This is a genomic window from Oceanobacillus neutriphilus, assembly GCF_014645515.1.
GTDB lineage: Bacteria > Bacillota > Bacilli > Bacillales > Amphibacillaceae > Oceanobacillus > Oceanobacillus neutriphilus.
In genome coordinates this window covers 46,541-64,396 of the sequence record NZ_BMLW01000014.1, presented here as the reverse complement: position 1 = coordinate 64,396, position 17,856 = coordinate 46,541, and the positions used below count along the sequence as shown (strand labels likewise).

Here is a 17,856-nt window from a genome sequence, read left to right as displayed (position 1 = left end):
GTATGAGCATTAATGCTGAAGAAATTAGTACGCTGATAAAAAAGCAAATTGAAAATTTTGATTCAGACATAGAAGTTACTGATGTAGGAACAGTTATTGAAGTTGGGGACGGTATCGCACGTGCACACGGACTTGATAACGCAATGGCCGGAGAGCTCCTTGAATTTCCTAGTGGAGTAATGGGCTTGGCTCAGAACTTAGAGGAAAGTAATGTAGGTATCGTTATTCTCGGACCTTACCAGGATATTAAAGAAGGTGACGAAGTTCGTCGCACAGGCCGTATTATGCAGGTACCGGTTGGTGAGGAGCTTTTAGGCCGTGTGGTTAACCCGCTTGGCCAGCCGATTGACGGAAGAGGAGCAATTGAAACATCCAAAACCCGCCCAATCGAAGCACAGGCACCAGGAGTAATGGATCGTAAATCTGTTGATGAGCCATTACAGACAGGTATTAAAGCAATTGACGCACTCGTACCAATTGGACGCGGACAGCGTGAATTAATCATCGGTGACCGTCAAACCGGGAAAACAACGGTTGCTGTCGACACGATTTTGAACCAGGCAGATCAGGATATGATTTGTATCTATGTGGCAATTGGTCAAAAGGAATCTACTGTCCGTGCTACAGTGGAAACATTCCGTAAGCACGGCGCATTAGATTACACGATTGTTGTAACTGCAGGTGCATCTGATCCGGCTCCATTATTATACTTATCACCATATGCGGGTGTAGCAATGGGTGAGGAGTTCATGTATAACGGCAAACACGTTCTTGTTGTTTATGATGATTTATCTAAACAAGCGGTTGCTTACCGTGAACTTTCCCTGCTACTTCGCCGTCCGCCAGGCCGTGAAGCATTCCCTGGAGACGTATTCTATCTGCATTCACGTTTATTAGAACGTGCAGCTAAGCTGAGTGATGCAAGAGGCGGCGGTTCTTTAACTGCATTACCTTTTGTTGAAACACAGGCAGGTGATATCTCAGCATATATCCCTACAAACGTTATCTCTATTACAGATGGTCAGATTTTCTTACAATCCGACTTATTCTTCTCAGGGGTACGTCCGGCGATTAACCCGGGATTATCTGTATCTCGTGTAGGTGGATCCGCACAAATTAAAGCCATGAAAAAAGTTGCCGGGACATTACGTCTTGACTTAGCTTCTTTCCGTGAACTGGAGGCATTCTCGCAATTCGGTTCTGATTTGGATAAAGCTACGCAGGCAAAACTTAATCGTGGTCAACGTACTGTTGAAGTATTGAAGCAGGGTCTTCATAAACCAATGGCCGTTGAAAAACAGGTTGCAATTATTTATGCACTGACAAGAGGATTCTTAGATGATATTCCTGTTGAAGATATTTTACGCTTTGAAGAAGAAATGAATATTTGGATTGAGAATAATCAAAATGATATTTTCACAACAATTCGTGAAACAGGCAATCTTCCGGATGAAAAAGAATTCAGTGGAGCAATCGAAAGCTTCAAGAATACATTCTTACCATCTAATCAATAAGATGCCTTAGATAGAAGTAAAAAGGGCCGAGACAAAGAATCTTCGGCCCGCATTCCTTATAGGAAAGTGTGGTGAAAAGCTTGGCATCACTTAGAGATTTAAAAGGAAGAATTGACTCAACGAAAAAAACAAAACAAATCACTGGAGCAATGGAGCTTGTATCAGCATCTAAAATGTCCAAGGCAGAACAGAATGCGCGCGGGTTTGTTCCTTATGCAGATAAGCTGCAGGAAGTAGTAGGCAGTATTGCAAGTTCCAATACAGATGCAAAGCATCCAATGCTTATAAAACGTGAAGTGAAGAAAACAGGTTATCTGATTATTACTTCTGATCGTGGCTTGGTTGGAGCTTATAATAGTCATATTTTAAAAAGTCTTGTAAATAACATTGAGCAAAAACATTCCAGCAAGGATGAATATACCATCATTGTTATTGGAAGAAAAGGTTATGACTTCTGCCGTAAGCGTGGTCTTCCAGTTACTCAAAGTATATTAGGAATGTCCGATCACCCTACATTTGCAGATGTGAAAAATCTTGCTTCTGAGACAGTACAAATGTATGCCGACCAGGAAATTGATGAACTGCATATTATTTATAACCATTATGTAAGTGCAATTTCCCAAGTAGTTACAAATAAACAGCTATTGCCTATTGAAAATATAGGGGAGCAAGCTGCTTCCACATCTAATTATGAATTTGAGCCAAACCAGGAGGAAATTCTGGAAGTGCTCTTACCACAATATGCTGAGAGTTTGATTTTTGGCGCATTACTTGATGGGAAAGCAAGTGAGCATGCTGCAAGTATGACTGCAATGCGCAGTGCAACAGATAATGCAAATGAACTGATTGGTGATTTAGAACTTTCATATAACCGTGCACGTCAAGCAGCTATTACACAAGAAATTACTGAAATTGTCGGTGGCGTAGCAGCACTTGAATAGTCGCTCAGGTAAGTTAAGTTAGGAGGGAAACAGATGACGAAAGGACGCGTAACACAGCTGATGGGACCGGTCGTTGACGTACGTTTTGAAGATGGTCAGCTCCCAGCTATAAACAATGCATTAGTAGTACGCAGTAAAAACCCGGGTGAAGATTTAACTCTGGAAGTAGCCCTTCATCTTGGTGATCATAATGTCCGTACTATTGCGATGTCCTCAACAGATGGTTTCCAGCGCGGAGCAGAAGTAGAAGATTTAGGTCGGCCAATTTCTGTACCGGTTGGAGATATTACATTAGGACGAGTATTTAACATTTTAGGTGAAAAAATTGATTTGGATGAGCCGTTGCCAGCAGATACCCGCTTAGATCCAATTCACCGTGAAGCACCGGACTTTGAGAATCTGTCTACAGAAACAGAAATTCTGGAAACAGGTATTAAGGTTGTAGATTTGCTTGCCCCATACATCAAAGGTGGTAAGATAGGTCTGTTTGGTGGAGCCGGAGTAGGTAAAACCGTATTAATCCAGGAGCTAATCAACAATATTGCTCAAGAGCATGGCGGTATTTCTGTATTTGCGGGCGTTGGAGAACGTACACGTGAAGGAAATGATCTTTACTATGAAATGAGTGACTCCGGAGTTATTGCGAAAACCGCGATGGTATTCGGACAGATGAATGAGCCGCCTGGTGCCCGTATGCGTGTTGCATTGACAGGTCTTACTATGGCAGAGTATTTCCGTGATGAACAAGGTCAGGACGTATTATTGTTTATCGATAATATTTTCCGTTTTACACAGGCAGGTATGGAGGTATCCGCACTTCTTGGACGTATGCCGTCAGCCGTTGGTTATCAGCCAACGCTTGCTACAGAAATGGGACTATTACAGGAGCGTATCACTTCAACGGATAAAGGCTCTGTAACATCCATTCAGGCTATCTATGTTCCGGCCGATGACTATACCGATCCGGCACCGGCAACTACTTTTGCTCACTTAGACGCAACGACAAACTTAGATCGTAAGCTTTCTGAGCAAGGTATTTATCCTGCCGTGGATCCATTAGCATCAACTTCCCGTGCACTTGACCCCGAAGTAGTTGGTCAGGAGCATTATGAAGTGGCAGTAGAAGTACAACGGACACTTCAAAAATACCGTGAATTGCAGGATATTATTGCAATCCTTGGTATGGATGAGTTAAGTGAAGAGGACAAATTAGTCGTTTCTCGTGCACGCCGTATCCAATTCTTCTTATCGCAAAACTTCCACGTTGCTGAGCAGTTTACTGGGCAGCCTGGTTCGTATGTACCGGTAAAAGAAACGGTTCAAGGCTTTAAAGAAATTCTTGAAGGAAAGTACGATGATCTTCCTGAGGATGCCTTCCGCCTTGTTGGACGAATTGAAGAAGTAGTTGAAAAAGCAAAAGCTTCGGAATAAAAGACAGCTGTGAATAATGCGTCATCCTCAGCTGTTAGGAGGGGTAAACATTGAGTACATTAGCAGTAAGTGTCGTCACTCCTGAAGGTCCGATTCTGGAAGATAGCTTTGATATGGTCATCTGTAAAGCGGAAACTGGTGAAATTGGTATCATGCCAAAGCATATACCTCTTGTCGCTCCATTACAGATTAGTATCGCACGCTTGAAAAAAGCGGATGATACAAAGCAAGTTGCAATCAGTGGAGGTTTTCTGGAAGTACAGCCTGATAAGGTTACTATCCTGGCACAATCTGCTGAAACTGCTGACCATATCGACATTCTGCGTGCAAATCAAGCCAAAGACCGTGCAGAGAAACGTCTTCAGGATAAAAGCGATACAGTAGATAGATATCGTGCTGAACATGCATTAAAACGAGCAATTAATCGTCTGGAAATCGCAAATTCATAAGAAAATATTTTTAGATAAACTCCCTGCCTAAATAATGGACAGGGAGTTTGTTTTATAAGCTGAACTTATAAATGTAACAAAAACGTATTACAAGCAAGTCCTTGCTCGCATTATTTAGTTCAATTTATTATTGATAATAAATCACCACAAAATAAGACCGTAATCTGTCTTGAAAGCAGTTCTTATCGAAAAAATAAAACGAAATATGTTATAATTTCCCGGGAAATGATTGAATGGAAATATGATTCTGTATTATAAGACAAAATATAAAAGTTGAATTAGATATTTATAGTCTTTTTCAATGTCGATGGGTTAGAAAAAAGTTTTAGACTAAGGAACGATTATCTGTCGTGATGCAGCCTCTTAACCATTTTGAACATACATCTCAATTTAACGTTTAAAGAAAGGAGATTACTATGTTTTCAGCAGGACAATTAGCTTTAATCAGTATCTTTTCACATATCATGTTCATTTATCTGACGTGGAAGGTAATCACAGCGATTCGTATCGAAACAATATTTAAAAAAGGAAGGTCTGCCGAAGCAAGAGTTTTTCTTTTGTTTATAACAATTGTTATCGGAACAGGAGTAAGCAGGTTTTTCCTGGATATATTACAATGGTCAGGCGATTTAATATATCTTTTTTCTTTCATAAATATGTATTGATATAAACACTTCTGTCAAAACTAAGATTAATAGATTTGATAGGAGGTTTTTTTTATGTTTCATAGAATTCTTTTTAATTCTAATTTTCCCTTTACGAAAGTAAGACCCCTTCATGCCCTTCGAAATACGGTTCAACTGAAAAAGCAGGCTTTTTGCTTACTGCTTGTTATTTGCTTTGTAGTCAATCAGGCCTTCAGCCTGCCTTATCATGCAGATGAAATGGAAGACTTGGCGGCTTTTGCAGAAGAGTACGATCTGGCTATTAATTTTTGGGAGGTTACAATGAAGGAACAGCTGGAAACAGAACGTGCGGAGGATCTTGTTCAAAGCTTGAAAGAAAAGTATACATCGCATGAGGATAAGGATGAAAACCGTTTGAAATATACTTTTGAAAGTCGTCACAAAAACGATCCGTTCTACGTAATATATAATGTGATTCTTCCTTTGGATAAGAATGAACCGGCAGAAGTAATTATTGTACTGCACGGGACTGAGTGGGATAATCAAATAAGCCAAAAGTATCAGAAAGAAAAAACAGCTATACTAAAGAATTATTTAACAAAAGAGTCACAACTATATACTTGTCTATCTGTACAAGGTAGTGGTATAATGAATCACGATGTATTTATAAATAAAGCAAAAATGTATCTTAATATAAAGCATATATCGACTAAATACGACAATATAGAAAATTCCAGGATTGAGAAAAGTACATACGGGTATACAAAAACATGGGAGCAGTATTATTACATGGAAAATACCCCAAAAAATGTGCAAATTGCTGCTGTTGCTGATCGTCAAGGGGAAATGAGTTATATGATAGGAACACCTATCCTAATCAATGAATATTAATAATAGGGAAATTAGATTCTGAAGGGGATTTATGACATGGAAAAAATCATCGTTGGTGGCGGACGAAAGTTAGAAGGCACTGTACGTGTAGAAGGTGCTAAAAACGCAGTCCTGCCTGTACTTGCTGCTAGCTTAATTGCTAGTGAAGGAAGAAGTATTATTAAAGAAGTGCCAGTATTAGCAGATGTATACACAATTAACGAAGTACTTCGAAACTTAAATGCCAATGTAGAATTCGATTCAACAGAAAATACAGTAATGATTGACGCTTCTAACAAGTTGGAAACAGAAGCCCCATTTGAATATGTAAGAAAAATGCGTGCATCCGTGCTTGTATTGGGACCGTTATTAGCCCGCTATGGACACGCAAAGGTAGCTATGCCGGGAGGCTGTGCAATTGGATCACGTCCAATTGATTTACACTTAAAAGGCTTTGAAGCAATGGGCGCTGACATTCATGTCGGTAATGGTTTTGTAGAAGCAAAATCAAATGGCCGTCTTCAAGGTGCGAAAATTTATTTAGATATGCCAAGTGTAGGAGCTACAGAAAACATTATGATGGCAGCTGCATTAGCAGACGGAAAAACCATTATTGAAAATGCGGCGAAAGAGCCTGAAATTGTTGACTTAGCTAACTACCTGAATAAAATGGGTGCAAGAATTGTTGGAGCTGGTACAGAAACAATTCGTATTATTGGCGTGGAAAAACTTCATGGTACAGAACATACAATGATTCCAGATCGTATTGAAGCAGGAACATTTATGGTTGCAGCAGCAATTACAAACGGAAACATATTAATAGAAAATGCTGTACGTGAACATTTGAGTTCTGTTGTTTCAAAATTAGAGGAAATGAACGTTCAGGTTTTAGATGAGGATGGCGGCTTACGGGTTATTGGCTCCGAGGATATTCAATCTACAGACATCAAGACATTACCACATCCCGGTTTCCCGACAGATATGCAATCACAAATGATGGCATTGATGTTATGTGCGAAAGGAACAAGTGTTATAACAGAAACAGTATTTGAGAATCGTTTCATGCACGTGGAGGAATTCCGCCGTATGAATGCGAATATTAAAATTGAAGGCCGCAGTGTGATTATCGAAGGTCTTTCTGAACTTCAAGGTGCAGAGGTAGCAGCTACAGATTTACGGGCAGCAGCAGCACTTATTCTTGCAGGACTTGTAAGTGAAGGTTACACACGGGTTACAGAGTTAAAACACTTAGATCGCGGATATGTCGATATTGTAGGTAAATTGGCGAATCTTGGCGCAGACATTAGACGCATTGATGAAAATGGTGTCGTAATTCAGCCATTGGGCGTAGAGGAAAATATCGAATTAAATGAATTTATCACTGAATAATTAACTATTCATAAATCAAAAAAAGATGTGCCTTATCCAGGTACATCTTTTTTTGATTTATTATAATCTATATAAAAGGTAGCAGTTCCAAGGGGTTGATTGGGTAAGTAATCTTATTAGGCCCAGAAATACACTACGTTTTCTGTGGCTCCCAAACTTATAGGTGCAGCCAAAGCTAAAGTGTCGCTTATACTCCTAGTAAAAAAGAAGAACACTTATTTCCGCGCTACTCTTTTCAATGGGACTAGGACTACAATCATTCGTTCCACCAAAAAACGTCCGCTTGCATTAGTTTTATTTCTTGTAAGAAAGCAAAATGAAGCATATTTATTCATAGATGGGAGAGGAGGGAAGCCGACTCCTACGGGAAAAGCAACAGGTGAAGACCCCGCAGAAAGTGGTCTTCTTTCGAGGAGGCTGAGGCGTTGCCCGTGGAAAGCGGCTTCCCGGAGCGGACATCTTCTTGGCAAGAACACCAAAACTTTAAAGATCAAATGATTTGTTAGAATGCTCTAAATGGTAGCAGTAAATATTTCTATACAGCATATATAGGAACAAAGAATTATTTTTTGAATTCGTATTAAATAGATATGATTAGTAATATGTCATGCTTACATAGCAGTCTATACGTTTTTCTGAAAAAAAGGTTAGAAAAAGAAATGAATCATAATTCAATTTTTTACAATATATCTCTTCTCACTTTGACAAAAACATGCTATATTTAGAGAAAATTACTAATATTTCGATTGGATGATGAAAATGAAAATTTACATGTCTGTTGATATGGAAGGAATAACAGGCCTGCCAGATGCTACATTTGTAGACTGGAGGAAGCATAATTATGAGAGAGCCCGAAAAATCATGACAGAGGAAACAAATTATGTCATTCAGGCTGCATTTGATTATGGAGCGGAAGAAGTTTTAGTTAATGACAGCCATTCTAAGATGAATAATTTACTTATTGATCTAATTCATCCGGATGCGCTTTTAATAACCGGAGAAGTGAAACCGTTTTCAATGATGCAAGGATTAAATGATACATATAGCGGAGCTTTTTTTGTAGGCTATCATGCCAGAGCCGGCCAGTACGGCGTGATGTCACATTCCATGATACATGCTGTCCGTAATTTTTATATTAATGATCATTGTATTGGTGAAATGGGGATGAACGCCTATCTTGCCGGATATTATGGTGTACCTGTTTTATTTGTGGCAGGAGATGACCAGGCAGCAGCAGAAGCAGAAAAATTAATACCCAATGTGACTACCGCTGCCGTGAAAGAAACTATTTCCAGGTCATCCGTAAAAAGTTTAACACCAAAAAAAGCCGGGCTTCTGCTTAAGGAGAAAGTCAAGCTTGCCCTCGATCAACGCAGCCTTGTAAAACCGCTGGTTCCTCCAGATAACCTGGAGCTGACAATGGAGTTTAATAATAGCGGACAGGCAGAATGGGCGAATTTAATGCCGGGAACAACATGGATTTCAGGCACAACAAAAGTCCGTTTCCAGGCAAAGGATATCAAAGAAGCCTATCAAGCCATGCTCGTAATGACAGAATTAGCCATGCAGACAACTTTTTCTTAAAGTGTGTCAACGCCCTCTTAAAGTGTAATGAATACAAAAAACAAACATATTTATCATTAATAACAAGCCGGTTTATTCTCTTATTTTTACAGGTTCACTTTTCTCCTTCTGTTTATGAAGGAGTCAGCTAACAGGAATAGTGTATGAAAAAATTTTAGGATAGCGTGGTGAAACATATGCTGAAGTATATTTTAAAGCGTTTATTAATTATGGTTATCACATTGTGGGTGATTATTACACTTACTTTTATATTGATGATCAATATACCCGGCTCTCCTTTTAATAGCGACCAGTCCTCCAATGAGACGGTACAGGCCAACCTGGAGGCCCATTATAATCTGGATCAGCCTTATTACATACAATATCTGCTCTACATAAAATCGATTGTTACTTTTGATTTCGGACCTTCTATCAAACAGCCTAACCAGACTGTGAATGATCTCTTGTCGAGAGGATTTCCGATTTCTTTTGAGCTGGGGATTATCACGATTGTCTTAGCAGTAATTTCAGGGATATTAGTCGGGATTATTGCCGCACTCAGACATAACGGATTTCTGGATTATTTAACAATGGGGATTGCTGTTTTAGGTATTTCCATACCAAACTTTATTTTAGCGACACTTCTTATCCAGCAGCTGGCTGTAAACCTGGAAATATTCCCGACGGCTACCTGGAGAAGCCCGGCTCATATGGTACTGCCGGTGCTTGCACTGGCTACCGGCCCGATGGCAATCATTGCCCGGCTGACACGCTCCACCATGCTGGAGGTGCTGACCCAGGATTATATCAAAATGGCTAAAGCAAAAGGTTTATCTCCTTGGAAGGTAATCTTTAAACATGCGCTAAGAAACGCATTAATGCCAGTTGTAACGATTATGGGGACACTCTTTGCCGGAATTTTAACAGGAACCTTTGTAATTGAACAGATTTTTGCAATACCGGGAATGGGAAGATACTTTGTAGAAAGTATTAATCAGCGTGACTACCCGGTTATTATGGGGACAACTGTTTTCTACAGCGCCTTCTTGATTATAATGCTTTTTATTGTGGATGTTGTTTACGGCATACTCGATCCACGGATTAAAATGCATCAAAAAGGGGGCAAATAAAGATGAAATCAAAGAAAGAGATCGAATACACACAATCTGCTGCCAATGTCCCTGATGAATGGTTTTCCTGGAAAGAACGGGATAAAGAAAAGCTGGAACAAGTATCCCGTCCATCCCTGTCCTATTGGCAGGATGCCTGGCGCCGGCTGGTTAAAAACAAAATGGCTATGCTTGGACTTATCTTTTTGGTATTGCTTACCATTATGGCAATTATCGGTCCAATACTCTCACCTTATGAAGTAAACAGGCAAAGCCTCCCTGATCAATATCAGCCACCGTCTATGGAGCATTGGTTCGGTACAGATAATGCAGGGAGAGACGTCTTTACACGCACCTGGTATGGTGCCCGAATTTCCTTATTTGTTGGGTTTATAGCTGCATTAATCGACGTAACCATCGGTATTATCTGGGGAGGGATATCCGGCTATAAAGGCGGCCGCACCGATAATATCATGATGCGCATTATTGAAGTTTTATATGGTTTACCGTACTTATTAGTTGTTATTTTACTCTTAGTTGTACTCGGTCCAAGCCTGGGAACCATTATTCTGGCTCTGACAATCACCGGTTGGGTGGGGATGGCCCGGATTGTGCGGGGGCAGGTCTTACAGATTAAAAACTATGAATTTATTCTCGCCTCCAAGTCATTCGGTACCAAAACATTCCGGATTATCCGGAAAAATCTCTTGCCTAATGCAATGGGACCGATTATTGTCCAAATGACGTTAACGATTCCATCAGCAATATTTGCTGAAGCATTTTTAAGCTTTATTGGTCTCGGAATCCAGGCTCCATTTGCCAGCTGGGGAGTGATGGCAAATGATTCGTTAGGGGCAATATTATCCGGAAACTGGTGGACACTGTTCTTCCCGGCATTCTTTATTTCCTTTACAATGTTTGCCTTCAATGTTCTGGGAGACGGACTGCAGGATGCACTTGATCCGAAATTAAGAAAGTAGGTGGACAACTTGGAAAGAATACTCGAAGTAACTGATTTGCATGTTACATTTACAACTTATGGAGGGACAGTCCAAGCTGTCAGAGGTGTCAATTTTCACTTGGATAGAGGTGAAACACTGGCGATAGTCGGTGAATCCGGATGTGGCAAGAGTGTCACCTCCAATGCCATTATGCGGCTGATTCCAGATCCCCCGGGGAAAATTACAAAGGGGAATATAATTTTTAAGGGACAGGACTTAACCGCTTATTCAGAGAAAAAAATGCGTGCCATTCGCGGTGTTGATATTTCTATGATTTTTCAAGACCCGATGACAGCGTTGAATCCAACCTTAACGATAGGTACACAGCTGATGGAAGGGTTAAAAGAACATAAGAAAATTACAGGTGCACAGGCAAAGCAAAAAGCCGTCGAAATGATGGATCTGGTTGGTATTCCTAATCCGGAAGAACGCTTAAAACAATATCCTCACCAATTTAGCGGAGGAATGCGTCAGCGGATTGTCATAGCCATTGCACTTATTTGTGATCCTGATCTGCTGATAGCAGATGAACCGACAACTGCGCTGGACGTAACGATTCAAGCGCAGATACTGGAGCTGTTTTCAACGATTCAGGAACGTACCGGTGTATCGATTATTTTGATTACGCATGATCTAGGCGTCGTAGCTAAAATAGCCGACCGTATTATCGTCATGTACGCTGGAAAAATTATTGAATCCGGAAGTAAACGGGACATATTCTATCGGCCGGAGCATCCATATACGCAGGGGCTGCTGAATTCTGTTCCAAGATTAGACGCAAAAGAAGAACTGAAGCCGATTGCCGGCACTCCACCTGATTTATTCTCACCTCCAAAAGGATGTCCATTTACTGCAAGATGTCCTTTTGCAATGGAGGTGTGTGATAAAGTTTATCCCGTTTCAGAAAGGATCAGCGATTCGCATCAAGTGGATTGCTGGCTGCAGGATGAACGGGCTAAGCGGCTTATGGCTGCTGAGGTCTTACAAACTTAAAAAAGGGGGCAGGACAATGAAAGAAAGGAAGCTTTTATGGGTTCTCCTGGTGATGTTAACAGCACTATTTCTCGCAGCGTGTACAGCGAATGAGGATGCTGGAGAGCCGCAGGAGGGTACAGACACAGAAGAAGGTAATGACGAAGATGGCGAAGACGGTGAAGCTGCAGAAGAAACACCGGATCTGGATGGAAAGACATTATATATTAATAACGGTCAGGAGCCGGCATCATTCGACCCATCCGTCGGATTTGATCAGGTATCCTGGGATCCTTTGAATAACCTGATGGAAGGATTGACCCGTTTAGACGAAAATTCAGAAGCAGCTGAAGGTGTTGCAGAGAGCTGGGATATTACTGAGGATGGTTTGACCTATACATTCCATTTGCGTGAAGATGCGAATTGGTCAAATGGTGATCCTGTTGTAGCAGAGGATTTTGTTTTTGCCTGGAAGCACATGCTGGATCCTGATACTGCTTCCCCGGCAGCGTTTTTAGCGTACTACATTGAGGGCGGCGAGGAGTACAACAGTGGTGATGGATCAGCTGATGATGTCAATGTAACTGCCGTTGATGACAAAACATTGGAAGTCGTTTTAATACAGCCGACTGGATTTTTCTTGGATCTGCTGACAAATCCGGCGTTTTTCCCAATCAATCATCAGATTGCTGAGGAAACACCGGACTGGTATGCAGAAGCAGATACATTTGTAGCAAATGGACCGTTTATGCTGGAAACCTGGGAGCATGACAGTGAAATGATTTTTGCCAAGAATCCGGAATATTGGGATGTCGATGCAGTCAAGTTAGATTATGTTCATTTTTCCATGGTGAATGACACGAATACACAATACCAAATGTTCCAGACAGGCGAGTTAGATACAGCGAGCATTCCTCCAGAAATGTCAGATGAATTAATTGATGGAGATGATGTATTTATCGGCGAAAGCGGCGGCCTAGAATTCTATCGTTTTAATCTTACAGAAGAGCCATTCCAAAATAAGAAAATCAGACAGGCGTTTTCTTACGCGATTAACAGGGATGACATTGCAGAATATGTAGTAAAACAGGGCGTAGAGCCGGCATATGGTTTTGTATCACCTGGCTTTACAGCGCCGGACGGAAAAGATTTCCGTGAAGAAAATGGTGATTTGCTATCCTTTGATCCGGACCTTGGCAAACAGCTGCTGGAAGAAGGAATGCAGGAAGAGGGATACGATGAACTTCCACCGGTTGTATTGACTTACAGTACCAGTGATGTTAATCAGGCTGTAGCAGAAACAATGCAAAATATGCTGAGTGAAAATTTAGGTATCGATGTTACCTTGGAGAACCAGGAGTGGAATGTATTTTCGGAAGCACAGCAAAATCTTGAATTACAATTCTCCAGAAGCTCATTTCTCAATGATTACGCTGATCCGGTCAACTTCCTGGAGAGCTTTATAAGCGATTCTTATATGAACCGTACCGGATTTGAAAGTGCAGAATACGATGAGCTTATCGAAAAAGGTAAAAGTGAAACAGACGAAGAAAAGCGCTATGAATATCTGTATGAGGCAGAAAGAATGCTGGCTGAAGAAATGATTGCCATGCCGATCCGCTACTACAATGTCGTTGTACTTGAAGCAGATGGTGTGGAAGGAATCCTTCGTCATCCGGTAGGATACTTCGACCTGAAATACGCAGACAAAGCAGAGTAAAAAAAGCAGATAGGCTCATGTACCGACCTTCAGGTTCCACTTGAGCCTATCTCTATTTTAAAGAAAATTTTAGTACCTGCCCGTCAAAACCGTTGAACATAATGATATATACTTTTCTATTTATCGAAAAAGGGGGATACATACTTGCTTTCTTATCGTTTAAAGTCTGGAGATACCATCGGAATTATCGCTCCGGCCGGTCCTATAGAGAAAGAAAAACTGGAACAATCCTTCTCCTTTTTTGAAAATATGGGCTTAAAAGTAAAGCTTGGAGAACATGTATATGACCAATACGGATATCTAGCAGGAAAGGATGCGAATCGTTTAGCAGACTTTCATCAAATGGTTGCTGACCGGAATGTTAAAGCGATTATTTTTGCCAGGGGCGGCTATGGAACAGGCCGTATCATTGATAAAATAGATATGGAATTAATCAAAAAGAATCCCAAAATTATCTGGGGATACAGTGATATTACATTTTTACATACAGCCATCCGCCAAGAGACCGGCTTAATTACTTTTCATGGTCCAATGCCGGCATCGGATATGGTGAAAAAAGACTTTGATACACTCTCCAGCCAATTATTCAGGCAGCTGTTTGGACCGACTAACCTTATTTATTCTGAGAGTATTTCATGGCTTACTGTCTACCGGGAAGGAGAAGCTTCAGGGAAAATCGTCGGCGGAAATCTGTCGCTGCTTGTACAAACGCTGGGCACTCCTTACGAAATTTGTACAAAGGATAAACTATTATTCATAGAAGATATTGGCGAGGAGCCTTATCGGGTTGATGCGATGATGAATCAGCTGCGTTTGACCGGGAAGCTGCAGCAGGCTGCCGGGGTAATTATCGGTGATTTTGCAGAAGCAGACCCTAAAGTACATCCAAGTTTAAGATTGGAAGAGGTCTGGAAGCATTACTTTAGAAATTATAGAAAGCCGGTTATTGCCGGTTTTCGAATCGGTCACTGCTTTCCACATTTTTCTATTCCTTTGGGAGTAGAAGCAACTTTATCCAGCAGGACGAAGACGCTTCAGCTGTCACCGGGAGTACGTTAAGGAACCTCAGATATTTAGAAAGGGGCGTTTATCGTGAAGATAGTTGATTTAGAGCTATATCATAGCTCGATCCCTTTACATACACCTTTTAAAACAGCACTGCGGACTGTAACTGTTGCAGAGAGTATTTTTGTGAAAATCACCTGTGATAATGGCATCATTGGCTGGGGAGAGGCTCCGCCGACGCATGTGATTACAGGTGATAGTCTGGCAAGTATCCACTACACAATTGATAAGGTAATCCGCCCAATTTTAATGGATACAGAGCTATCATCCTATACGCATATTTTTACGCAGCTGGAGAAGGCGATTGTTCATAATACCAGTGCCAAGGCCGCTGTGGATATGGCATTATATGACTGTCTGGCACAAGCAGCAAATCAGCCTTTATATCAATATTTGGGAGGCAGGAGCTCTGCTATCCAAAATGATTACACTGTCAGCGTGAATGCGATTGACCAAATGCAGAAGGACGCAAAATTATATAAAGAAAATGGCTTTGACATTTTAAAGGTAAAGGTGGGCAAAGACCCGGCAGAAAAAGATATAGAACGGGTAGCTGCTGTCCGGAAAGCGGCAGGAGAGGATGTTTTGATCCGGTTGGATGCAAATCAGGGCTGGACAGCGAAAGAGGCAGTTAAATCTATTACAAAGATGGAAGAGCTGGGCTTAAATATTGAATTGGTAGAACAGCCAGTTCCTGCCCATGATATCGAGGGGCTTAAATATATTACCGATCATACGGCAACACCAATTATGGCGGATGAAGCGGTATTTTCTGTACACGATGCACGGCGTGTCCTGGAAATGGGTGCTTGCGATCTGATTAATATTAAGCTGATGAAAGCTGGAGGAATCCATCAGGCGATAAAAATTGCGAACCTTTGTGAAGCTTATGGGGTTTCCTGTATGGCAGGGAGCATGATAGAGACCAAGCTGGGAATTACAGCAGCCGCTCATTTTGCAGCCAGTCACCCCGCAGTGACGCGTTTTGACTTTGATGCGCCGCTGATGCTGTCAGGTGATATTTTAGAAGGTGGTATTCAATACGAGGGAAAGGGAAACCAAATTACATTTTCTAATCAAGCGGGACTTGGAATACAATCTTTGAAAGAATCTTATTTGAAAGGAATCAATAAGGAAAGGAGTTGGTAGAATGAAAGAGATGTTTGAGAAGCTCCCGGAAATGTTTCATGTGACGAATGTGCAGGCCGCAACAATCTGGACCAATCCAGAGTCTGCCAGAGCAGAGGATGAATATGGGATTTCCAGTCCGACAGATATACGTAAATGGGTGAACAGCTTAACCTATGAGCAAGGCCTGGCTTTGTGTAATGACAATCTGGTGCAGTCGCAGACATTGTATGGAGAGCCTGTCATTGTTCTGGAGGAAGAAGGAGAATGGGCACATGTTATCGCTCCATTTCAGCCATCCAAAAAAGATACAAGGGGCTATCCGGGATATATACCAATCCGTCAATTGACACGCGTGAATAAAGAAAGCTGGCTCCAGGATAAATATAGCGTCGTGATTGCAAAGGATGCCCGGCTGGAAGACTCAGACGGGCAAAACAGTATGCAGCTGAGTTATTTAACCATTTTACCTTACGCAGGTGAGAATGATACACATGTGTATGTACAGACGCCGACCGGAAAGCAGCAGATTGCTAAAGAAAAAACAATAACAGTTACGAAAGAAGCTGGCATAGAGCCTGGCAGCGGGAAAGATATTGTGGCTGCCGGTCTTCCGTTTATCGGTCTTGATTATTTCTGGGGCGGCATGAGCTCCTTTGGCTATGATTGCTCAGGGTTGGCATACGCAGCGCATAAAGCAAACGGCTATTGGATTGCCCGTGATGCTGGAGATCAGGCGGATGCAGGTGAGAAGATAGCTTTTGATGCGATAAAGCCGGGAGATTTGCTCTTCTTTGCTCATCAGGATGGAAAAGGAGCAATCCATCATGTCGGTATCTATAAAGGAGATGGAGAAATGCTGCATTCACCACAAACAGGAAAAGGTATTGAAATCACTCCTTTACAAGGAACCAAGTACGAAAGGGAGCTATGCGTAGCGAGAAGGTACTGGAGGTGAAGAGATGGAAGATAAAATACTGGAAGTAAAAAACCTTGTAAAATATTTTGATGTCGGAAAGGCAGATATTTTAAAAGCAGTGAATGATGTATCCTTTCATATTTTTAAAGGGGAAACCTATGGCCTGGTTGGTGAATCCGGCTGCGGGAAATCTACTATCGGCCGCACGATTCTCGGGTTATATGAGAAAACAGGCGGAGATGTCTGGTTTAATTATGAAAATGTGCATGGATTAAGCGATAAGGAACAATTCGCGCTTTATCGGAAGATGCAGATGATTTTTCAGGACCCCTACGCTTCGTTGAATCCCCGGTCTACCATCAGAGAAATTATCTCCGAACCCTTAGAGGTACACGGAATTTTTAAAAAGAAAAAAGACCTGATGAACCGTGTATATGAGCTGCTGGAGGAGGTTGGGCTGAGTAGAGACCATGTAAACCGCTACCCGCACGAATTCAGCGGCGGACAGCGGCAGCGGATCGGAATTGCAAGAGCGCTGGCATTGAATCCGGACTTTATTATTGCCGATGAACCGATTTCTGCATTAGATGTTTCCGTACAGGCGCAGGTAGTGAATCTGATGAAGCGGCTGCAGCGGGAAAAAGGGCTGACCTTCTTATTTATTGCGCATGATTTATCGATGGTGAAGCAATTTTCAGACCGGATAGGCGTGATGTATTTAGGGAATCTGGTAGAGGAGACAGACGGCGAGGATCTCTATGAAAATCCATTACATCCTTATACAAAAGCACTTCTATCAGCCATTCCAATTCCAGATCCGGATATAGAAGAAGAGAGGGAACGGATTATTTTGGAGGGGGAATTGCCAAGTCCGATAAATCCGCCTTCAGGATGTGTATTCCGGACAAGATGCCCGATGGCAATGGATATATGCAAGGATGTGAAGCCGGTATGGCAGGAAATAAAGTCCGGCCATCGCGTTGCCTGTCATCTGTATGATCAGAATTATAAGGATAGCCCTACGACTGGACCACAGCGGACAAGAGAAGTTGAAGAAGAAGAAATTCAGGCTTAAATTAAAAAACCACAGAAGTCTCTTTGAACGAATAAAAGAGACTTCTATGGTTTTTTATTACCGTCAGTTTTTTGAACAGTTATG

Annotated in this window: 16 protein-coding genes; all 16 read left to right on the top strand. The window is 41.5% G+C overall.

The window, feature by feature from the left end; genetic code table 11:
• Positions 1 to 2 precede the first annotated feature (2 nt).
• The 16 genes from atpA to IEX29_RS20785 all read left to right on the top strand — a co-directional run bounded on the left by atpA (position 3) and on the right by IEX29_RS20785 (position 17,772).
• Positions 3 to 1,514, top strand: coding sequence for a F0F1 ATP synthase subunit alpha (atpA, locus tag IEX29_RS20860; RefSeq protein ID WP_188736894.1), 1,512 nt, complete (start codon positions 3 to 5; stop codon positions 1,512 to 1,514).
• Positions 1,515 to 1,594: 80 nt separating this feature from the next.
• On the top strand, positions 1,595 to 2,455 hold the full coding sequence (atpG, locus tag IEX29_RS20855; protein WP_188736892.1) for an ATP synthase F1 subunit gamma: 861 nt from the start codon (positions 1,595 to 1,597) through the stop codon (positions 2,453 to 2,455).
• Positions 2,456 to 2,488: 33 nt separating this feature from the next.
• A complete protein-coding gene (gene atpD, locus IEX29_RS20850; protein WP_188736890.1) occupies positions 2,489 to 3,886 on the top strand; it encodes a F0F1 ATP synthase subunit beta in 1,398 nt (465 codons plus the stop codon).
• Positions 3,887 to 3,936: 50 nt separating this feature from the next.
• Positions 3,937 to 4,335, top strand: coding sequence for a F0F1 ATP synthase subunit epsilon (locus IEX29_RS20845; RefSeq protein ID WP_188736888.1), 399 nt, complete (start codon positions 3,937 to 3,939; stop codon positions 4,333 to 4,335).
• 416 nt (positions 4,336 to 4,751) lie between these two features.
• Positions 4,752 to 5,000, top strand: coding sequence for a DUF1146 family protein (locus IEX29_RS20840; RefSeq protein WP_188736886.1), 249 nt, complete (start codon positions 4,752 to 4,754; stop codon positions 4,998 to 5,000).
• A 54-nt stretch (positions 5,001 to 5,054) separates the two neighbouring features.
• Positions 5,055 to 5,852, top strand: a complete 798-nt coding sequence (locus tag IEX29_RS20835; protein WP_188736884.1) for a YwmB family TATA-box binding protein — start codon at positions 5,055 to 5,057, stop codon at positions 5,850 to 5,852.
• 36 nt (positions 5,853 to 5,888) lie between these two features.
• Positions 5,889 to 7,220 (top strand): UDP-N-acetylglucosamine 1-carboxyvinyltransferase, encoded by a 1,332-nt coding sequence (murA, locus tag IEX29_RS20830; protein ID WP_188736882.1) that lies wholly within the window; start codon positions 5,889 to 5,891, stop codon positions 7,218 to 7,220.
• 759 nt (positions 7,221 to 7,979) lie between these two features.
• The gene (dppA, locus tag IEX29_RS20825) at positions 7,980 to 8,804 is read left to right on the top strand and encodes a D-aminopeptidase DppA (RefSeq protein ID WP_188736879.1); all 825 of its coding nucleotides are present in this window, start codon (positions 7,980 to 7,982) and stop codon (positions 8,802 to 8,804) included.
• 176 nt (positions 8,805 to 8,980) lie between these two features.
• A complete protein-coding gene (locus IEX29_RS20820) occupies positions 8,981 to 9,913 on the top strand; it encodes an ABC transporter permease (RefSeq protein ID WP_188736877.1) in 933 nt (310 codons plus the stop codon).
• 2 nt (positions 9,914 to 9,915) lie between these two features.
• Positions 9,916 to 10,872, top strand: coding sequence for an ABC transporter permease (locus IEX29_RS20815; protein ID WP_188736876.1), 957 nt, complete (start codon positions 9,916 to 9,918; stop codon positions 10,870 to 10,872).
• A gap of 9 nt (positions 10,873 to 10,881) precedes the next feature.
• Positions 10,882 to 11,886, top strand: a complete 1,005-nt coding sequence (locus IEX29_RS20810) for an ABC transporter ATP-binding protein (protein WP_188736874.1) — start codon at positions 10,882 to 10,884, stop codon at positions 11,884 to 11,886.
• Positions 11,887 to 11,902: 16 nt separating this feature from the next.
• A complete protein-coding gene (locus IEX29_RS20805; RefSeq protein WP_188736872.1) occupies positions 11,903 to 13,585 on the top strand; it encodes a peptide ABC transporter substrate-binding protein in 1,683 nt (560 codons plus the stop codon).
• Between the two features lie 144 nt (positions 13,586 to 13,729).
• Positions 13,730 to 14,644 (top strand): S66 peptidase family protein, encoded by a 915-nt coding sequence (locus IEX29_RS20800; protein WP_188736870.1) that lies wholly within the window; start codon positions 13,730 to 13,732, stop codon positions 14,642 to 14,644.
• A 33-nt stretch (positions 14,645 to 14,677) separates the two neighbouring features.
• The gene (locus IEX29_RS20795; RefSeq protein WP_188736868.1) at positions 14,678 to 15,799 is read left to right on the top strand and encodes a dipeptide epimerase; all 1,122 of its coding nucleotides are present in this window, start codon (positions 14,678 to 14,680) and stop codon (positions 15,797 to 15,799) included.
• Between the two features lies 1 nt (position 15,800).
• Entirely contained in the window at positions 15,801 to 16,736 is a 936-nt protein-coding gene (locus tag IEX29_RS20790) for a C40 family peptidase (protein WP_188736865.1), read from the top strand.
• Between the two features lie 4 nt (positions 16,737 to 16,740).
• Positions 16,741 to 17,772: an ABC transporter ATP-binding protein gene (locus tag IEX29_RS20785; RefSeq protein ID WP_188736863.1), complete on the top strand. Its 1,032-nt coding sequence runs from the start codon at positions 16,741 to 16,743 to the stop codon at positions 17,770 to 17,772.
• Positions 17,773 to 17,856 lie beyond the last annotated feature (84 nt).